At 41.8% G+C, this 7,542-nt stretch carries 4 protein-coding genes; 1 reads left to right on the top strand and 3 read right to left on the bottom strand.

Features of this window, described 5'->3' with window-relative positions; translation table 11 throughout:
• Positions 1-38: 38 nt before the first annotated feature.
• The 3 genes from CK510_RS22890 to CK510_RS22880 form a co-directional block, all read right to left on the bottom strand.
• The gene (locus CK510_RS22890) at positions 39-452 is read right to left on the bottom strand and encodes a hypothetical protein (protein WP_095723884.1); all 414 of its coding nucleotides are present in this window, start codon (positions 450-452) and stop codon (positions 39-41) included.
• A 285-nt stretch (positions 453-737) separates the two neighbouring features.
• Complete coding sequence (gene recF / locus CK510_RS22885) at positions 738-1,904, bottom strand: DNA replication/repair protein RecF (RefSeq protein WP_095723883.1); 1,167 nt, start codon at positions 1,902-1,904, stop codon at positions 738-740.
• Between the two features lie 482 nt (positions 1,905-2,386).
• The gene (locus CK510_RS22880) at positions 2,387-5,260 is read right to left on the bottom strand and encodes a cation-translocating P-type ATPase (protein ID WP_095723882.1); all 2,874 of its coding nucleotides are present in this window, start codon (positions 5,258-5,260) and stop codon (positions 2,387-2,389) included.
• 302 nt (positions 5,261-5,562) lie between these two features.
• On the opposite strand from CK510_RS22880, the gene CK510_RS22875 reads away from it, so the two are divergent.
• On the top strand, positions 5,563-7,233 hold the full coding sequence (locus CK510_RS22875; protein WP_095723881.1) for a transglutaminase domain-containing protein: 1,671 nt from the start codon (positions 5,563-5,565) through the stop codon (positions 7,231-7,233).
• Positions 7,234-7,542 lie beyond the last annotated feature (309 nt).

Here is a 7,542-nt window from a genome sequence, read left to right as displayed (position 1 = left end):
TGACAAAAGTTTATATTCTATCGGTTTTTAGTATAGTTCTAATCAAATAATAGGAGTGCTTGGACAAATATTTTGTCTTCACTGCGAATTTGCAGAATTGATTTGACTAGATTGATAAAATCTACATCTAATTTTTCATCATTTTCAATAGTTTTTGTAGCTGCATAAAAGCTGACATCATCTAGTTGAAGTTCGTTCGTTAAACCTGTTTGAAATTTCCGAAGTTTGCTATTCCAAGATAGAGATTTACCTCTGAGGGTAAACTGAAACCAGATAATTTCATCATTTTTTACATCAAAAAATATATCAAAGTATGGTTCATCTCCTTGAAACCATATTCGTTTCAATCCTTCTGGATGAGCTTGTTTGAGCAATTTTTGTTCAATTTCATTTAATGAAGTTCCAAGCAATTCGATTTCGTTTTTAGTTAGCAAATTATTACTTTTTTTCATTTTCAATTTTTCCTAATTAATTTCAATCAAAATAAATATTTATTAACAAGATACTATCTTATGTAAAACCAAAATAAGCATTGAAATAAAATAGAAAAGTCATATTTCCTTATTGGAAATAGATTATGTGGAAATGTTCGCAGAAAAACAGAATATATCTAGATAATAAAAAAGGTAAAAAATATGCAACTTTGATGATTTCGTAAAAACAAATTTCTTATCTTCCCTATCTCTGTGTCCTCTGCGGTTCAATTTCTGAAAATATTCCCAGATAAAACATCGTCTTCAAAAAGCCGACTGAGGATAAATTTCTCCATCCTTTACAGAAAGAATTTGGGAAGAATTTAGCCATTGGGAATCAAAAGAACCCAAATGAGTTGTTGTAATTAAAGTTTGAAAACGGTCTTGAATTGCATCAAGTAACTGATTTTGTCGTGACGGATCGAGTTCCGCCAAAACATCATCAAGTAGTAACAAAGGAGGTTCCCCGACAACTTCTTCAATTAACTGCAATTCTGCCAACTTTAATGCTAACACTAGGGTTCGCTGCTGACCTTGCGAGCCATATTGACGGGCAGGAGTTTGGTTGATAGTCAATTCTACTTCGTCACGATGGGGACCGACAAGGGTTGTACCTTGATGCAATTCCGCGATCGCACGTTGTTGGATTTTATCGAAAAAAGCCTGTTGGACTTTCTCCTGGGCTTTCTCTTGGGTTTTATCTGGGACTTGTTCAGGTTGAATTTCCTCCAAAGGTACATTAGGAGCGTACTTTACCTGGAGAACTTCCGTACTACCGCTAATACTCGCGTGCCATTTAGCAGCGATGGGAGCTAGACGTTGAATTGCGCGATCGCGTCTTCTAATTACCCTTGTTCCTGTTGTGGCTAGTTGGGCATCCCAAATACTTAATTCTGAAGGGCGAGAGGCTAAATTTAATGTCTCTACATGATGCTTTAAAAAAGCATTGCGCTGCCGTAAGACTTGATGATATTGCTGCAAAATATAAGCGTAAACTGGCTCAAGTTGTACTAATAGTGTATCCAACCAGTGACGACGAACTTCTGGACTTCCACGCACCAAGTCTAAATCCAGACTCGAAAATTCGACTGCGTTGATAACTCCTAAAAAATCGGTTTGCTTGCGGAGATTTTCCCCATTCAGGTTGACGGTACGGCGACCATTCCGACGTAATGTTAAAGTCAGGTCATGTATACCAGCTTCACGCTTTAAAACCGCTTTAATTTGGGAAATTGGTTCCCGATCCTGTACTAGTTCCTTATCCTTTGCCATGCGGTGACTGCGTAAAGTCGCGAGTAACTCCACTGCTTCCAACAAATTCGACTTTCCTTGAGCATTATTACCCAACAAAATAGTTTTAGGAGCAGTAAATTCAATGTACTGCTCCTGGTAATTGCGAAAGTGGCGAAGTTGGAGAGATTGGAGAAACATAAAATTAGGGAATGGGGAATAGGGAAATGGGCAAGGGGGAAAGGCTAAGAGGGTAAACAATGAATAAATAGGGCTTGCTGAATAAAGCTATAACAAGAGTCAGAATAAGACTTCTAATCCTTTTTATTCCCAGCAAGTGCAAGGTTATAGTATTTATAAGCTCAAAATTCTTGCATTTAGGTAGAAAATTGTGGGGTAGATTTAGAAACTAACGTCCAAAGCTACCATTTTTTGGTCTGTGTGGTATCTAGATTCGCTTTGTGGAGTTTTTCAGCAAGCCCTAAATACTTATTAGGCATGATGCAAAAATAAATTGAACATTTTTAATTGGGAAGTCATTCGGAAGGGTGAGGAAACCCCACCCCTACAAAAATTGAGGATAATTTATCTCTTGGTGTTTCCTAAGTTAATAGCCTGTTTCCCATTCAATTTGTAAGACTTATTTTTGCGAGACTCATTACACAATCCCCAATCTCCAATTTCTAAACGGTCTTCTTACCGATGATGCGGAAGAAGATTTTTTCACCTTCAATCCAAACAACCATTAAGGCACTAAAACCGATACAAACCAATAATTCAGTGCCATCGAGTACATAAGTACCAAAGAATGCTCGTAAAGGTGCTACATAAACCAGCATTAATTGTAAAATAGAGGTGACAACAACAGCTCCCAACACGAAAGGATTCGATAGCGGATTCATTTCGATGATTAAGCGATTGTTGGAACGAATTGCGATCGCATGTCCCATTTGCGCCAAACACAAGGTCGTAAATACCATTGTTTTCCAAGACTCAGGTTCGGGATATCCAGGTTGATGGGTGTAATCATATGCCCATTTCATCATTGCGATCGTAATAATTGCAAATACAATCCCAATCCGAATCATGTAGGAACCCAAACCGCGAGCAAATATGCTTTCACGGGGACTAAATGGGGCACGATTCATCACATCGGGTTCGGGTGGTTCCACAGCTAGGGCTAAAGCTGGTAAACCGTCTGTAACCAGATTCATCCATAAGATTTGTAATGGAATCAAGGGAACCCCTCCTAAACCGAGTAATGGTGCTGCTGCTATTGTCAGAATTTCGCCAATATTACTACCGAGAATATACTTAATAAATCTGCGAATATTGGTATAAACTACCCGACCTTCTCTGGTTGCTGCCACAATCGTCGCAAAGTTGTCATCAAGTAAAATCATGTCGCTGGCTTCTTTGCTGACATCGGTTCCCGTAATACCCATAGCGATGCCGATGTCCGCTTGTTTCAAAGCTGGAGCATCATTAACCCCATCCCCCGTCATCGCCACAAAACGACCACGACGTTGCAAAGCTTGAACGATACGTAATTTATGTTCCGGGGCAACCCTAGCATAAATACTTACCAAGTCAACCTGCTGTTCAAGTTCAGAATCGCTCATTTTCTGCAATTCCTGACCAACGAGAACTCGGTCATTGTCACCCTGAGCAATGCCTAAATCCTTTGCGATCGCACGGGCAGTTAATTGGTGATCGCCTGTAATCATCACCGGACGAATTCCCGCATCGCGACATTCTTGGACAGCAGCACGAACTTCAGGACGTGGTGCGTCGAGCATTCCCACCAAACCCAACCAAACTAATTCCTGTTCCGATACCTCATCGCTACCTTCGGGGGGAACTTCGGTGAGTGGTTTGTAAGCAAATCCCAAAACCCGCAAACCATTACTTGCCATGTTGTCGTTTTCGGCGAGAACCACTTTGCGGATATCGTCATTCAAATTAATAAACTGTTTGCCATTATCGATAAATTTACAGCGAGCTAGCACCAATTCGGGCGAACCCTTAGTAAACATCACATATCGTTCATCTTTGACGCGATTTTTCAGGATTGGGTCGAGATTTCCCACCAATGAACCCGTATCAACTGGCTCCATTTTGGAAATAATACTCATCCGTTTCCGTTCCGATGAAAAAGGAAATTCCCCAACACGGGGTAATTTACTATCCCACTGGTCTTTTTCAATCCCACCCTTGGCAGCTAATGTTACCAAAGCGCCTTCCGTGGGGTCCCCTAGAATCGCCCAATGTCCATCTTTATGCTGTAGTAGTGAATCATTACATGTGGCACAAGCTACCAACAAAGCCGAGACTGCGGGGTGTTCTTCCAAAGAAACTTGTTTGCCAGCTAATTTAAATTCCCCTTGGGGTGTATAACCTTCCCCCGTAACTTGGTAAGCTTGGTGATTGGTGAAAACTTTTTGCACCACCATTTTATTTTGGGTAAGGGTTCCGGTTTTATCAGAACAAATCGTCGTCACCGAACCCAATGTTTCCACCGCAGGCAGTTTGCGAATTAGGGCATTGCGTTTTACCATGCGCTGGGTTCCCAAAGCCAAGGTTACAGTAATTACAGCAGGTAAACCTTCCGGTACGACAGCTACAGCCATCGAAAGGGAAACTTCAACCAGTTCTCTAAATGTATTGAAAAGTTTGTTACCAGTTACACCAGTGGCATAAGCATAAGCCATGCCACCAACAATGACGATCGCAACTAAAATTAGGGAACCTGTCACCAAAACATTACCCAACTGAGTCATGCGTTGCTGGAGGGGAGTGGGTTCACTTTCCACCGATTGCAGCATTTCGGCAATTTTTCCCAGTTCAGTTGTCATACCCGTATTGGTGACAAGAACTTTACCACGTCCCTGAACAACTTCCGTACCTTGGAAAACCAAATTAATGCGATCGCCCAAAGCCGAATCTTCAGGTAAAGTCACGTCCGCTTGCTTATTTACAGCTTCAGCTTCCCCCGTCAGGGCAGACTCACGGATTTGCAGGTTTGATTGCTCAATAATCCTTCCATCTGCGGATACCTGTACCCCTGCTTCCAGGAGCATAATATCCCCCGGCACTAAATCCTTGCCTGCGATTTCCATCTGCGTGCCGTTACGGATAACCCGAACATTGGGAGAGGATAGTTTTTTCAGAGCTGCCAATGCTTGTTCGGCACGACTTTCTTGAACATAACCGAGAATCCCATTCAAAATTACAATCGCCAAAATTGCGATCGTGTCCTTAAACGGGAATTCACCCTTAGCCAGTTTTTCTTTCCAATCAAGTAAATCAAGAATCCCAGAAATCAGAGCAACGGCAATCAGCATCAATAACATGATGTTTTTGAACTGATCCACCAAAATATCCCAAGAACTGCGACCACCGGATTCTTCTAATTCATTCGGTCCATATTTCTGTAACCGTTGTTGAACCTCTTCTTTAGTTAAACCCGTGTCTGCGCTAGTCGATAGCTGTTGTAATGCTAATTTGGGTTCTAAACTATGCCACACGGCGTTATCAGGCAGAGAATGAGCAGACATCGTATAAGTCACAAGGATTTAGTTACAAGTTTCAATCATAATTTAGTGAGGGCTGGAAAACCATCAACTAAAGTTACACTGGGATGGTCATAGATAAGTATCTATGTATAAGTGCTATTTGGGAGCTATTGCTTACATATACTAGTTTCCGATTTCGGAATATTTAAGTAATATGGGCAAGCAATAGTAGTATGTCGCACAAAAGGGCGAGATGATGGGCTACCAAGTCTGAAGAATAAGTATGTCCGAACATAGCTTAATTGATTTCAGACTAAATCAACCTGTGAGTAAATGAGTTTTTTATGAGTTTTGCACTATTGGGTTTGACTGCTAACAAAATGTTTGGGCAAAAGATAATTCGACCATTATCTGCAAGCGCGATTTATGGGATTACCTTCATTAAGGATACACTCATCGCGATTGACCAAAGAAAGGGATTTCTACTAGAAATAGACCCACTATCAAACAATACTAAAATTTTAAATCCCCACCAAGTACAAGAGTTTACAGATGTGACTGGGATTTGTCTCTGGGAAGATACCCTGTGGGTGACAAGAAAAAACAGTGTTTATTCATGCAAGCTGAATTCATTAGCTTTAGAACATTTTATGACCTTGCCCTATCCCGCAGACGGGATTGCAGTTTGGGGTTCAACAATTTATGTTAGCTGTCAAAAACTAGGTGGAATCCTGATTTTTGATAGTAATTCCCGCAAACAAATTACCCAATTTTATGCTCCTGGGGTGGGAGTCGAAAATTTAGCAGTGAGCGAAGAAACACTTTGGGTTTGCGATCGCACTGAACAAAGTGTTTATGCCATCGATCGTGCCACTGGAGAAATTCAATTTAGTGTTCTTACCCCATTTGAATCTCCAACGGGGATTGCTGTCCATACCAACTCAGAAAGCGCTGAGAAAACCCTTTACATTGCCTACGCATCGGAAGAAGCCTATGTTCGCGACAATCCCAATGCCGACCCCAGTCAAGAAATAGCATACCGCGATAAAACCTTCATCCATCCCCTCAACTACTACTACGACCCTCAAAAACGTTTTGCCCTTTCCAATGGCTACCGGATTGAAATGTCCTACCTTGAGGAAATAGCCCCCCTTGAAGAAGTCCATATCACCGACTTAGAATGGCATATAGCCCTCCCCAGCGACACCGACCGTCAAAAAGTCATCAGCGTCGAATCCATTGGTTTACCCTTCACCGAACAAATTACCGACGGACAGCGAGTTGCGGTCTTTAAATTTGATACCCTCACCCCTGGAGAACGTCACATATTCGGCTGGAAAGCGATTCTCGAAGTGCGTGGCATCAAATACCGCATCACCCCCCGCGAAGTCGAAAATATCCCCGAACTAACGGAAGAATTCCAAACCCGTTACCTCGTAGATAACGACGATTTGTCGATGGACAAGGGTATTGTTATCCGCGCCGCACGGGATGCCATCGGTACTGAAACGAACCTACTACGGAAAATGTACAACATCCGTAACTACGTATATGACCAGCTTTCATACGGTATTAAACCGTATATTGATACCCCCGACGTGGTACTCGAACGTGGAGTAGGTTCTTGCGGTGAGTATGTAGGTGTATTACTAGCATTATGTCGCTTGAATGGGATTGCTTGCCGCACCGTTGGGCGTTACAAATGCCCAAACACTGCCGAACGCCAAAACGTACCCCTAGAACCAGAATTTAACCATGTTTGGTTAGAATTTTACATCCCTGGTTTTGGTTGGTTACCAATGGAATCGAATCCCGACGATTTAGGCTACGAAAGCGCTCATCCAACTCGCTTTTTCATGGGTTTGTGCTGGTATCACATCGAAATCGGCAAAGGCATTTCCTTTGAAAGCATGATTAGCCAAAGTGTCAAGCTCAAAAAAGAAGACATTGCGATCGGAGATTTAGCAATAAACCATATTCGCTTCACAATTCTTGACGAATTACCACCACTTTAGAACAGCTACCGTCACAACCAGTCTCTAGAAGAACCCCACCCTAACCCTCCCCTTGCTAAGGGGAGGGAATTAGACTTTTTATTTCCCCCCCCTTGAAAAGGGCAGGGCTGTTTCGTTCCCTTTTAAACAGGATTTGTCAAGATAGTTAGCGATAAATATCTAAGTAAGTGTAACGATTAAATGAACTTTTAAGCACTCACGTAGCCGTAATTTTGTTCGTTTTCTCGACACGCTGGTAACAAAATAACCAGTGTTAAATTGCTATAACCCTTGATTTTTAAAGTGTTTTAGGGGATGAATCAGCCCTGC

It is taken from the genome of Brunnivagina elsteri CCALA 953 (assembly GCF_002289455.1).
In the GTDB taxonomy this organism is placed as follows: Bacteria; Cyanobacteriota; Cyanobacteriia; order Cyanobacteriales; family Nostocaceae; genus Brunnivagina; species Brunnivagina elsteri.
This window is presented reverse-complemented; position numbering and strand designations above follow the sequence as displayed.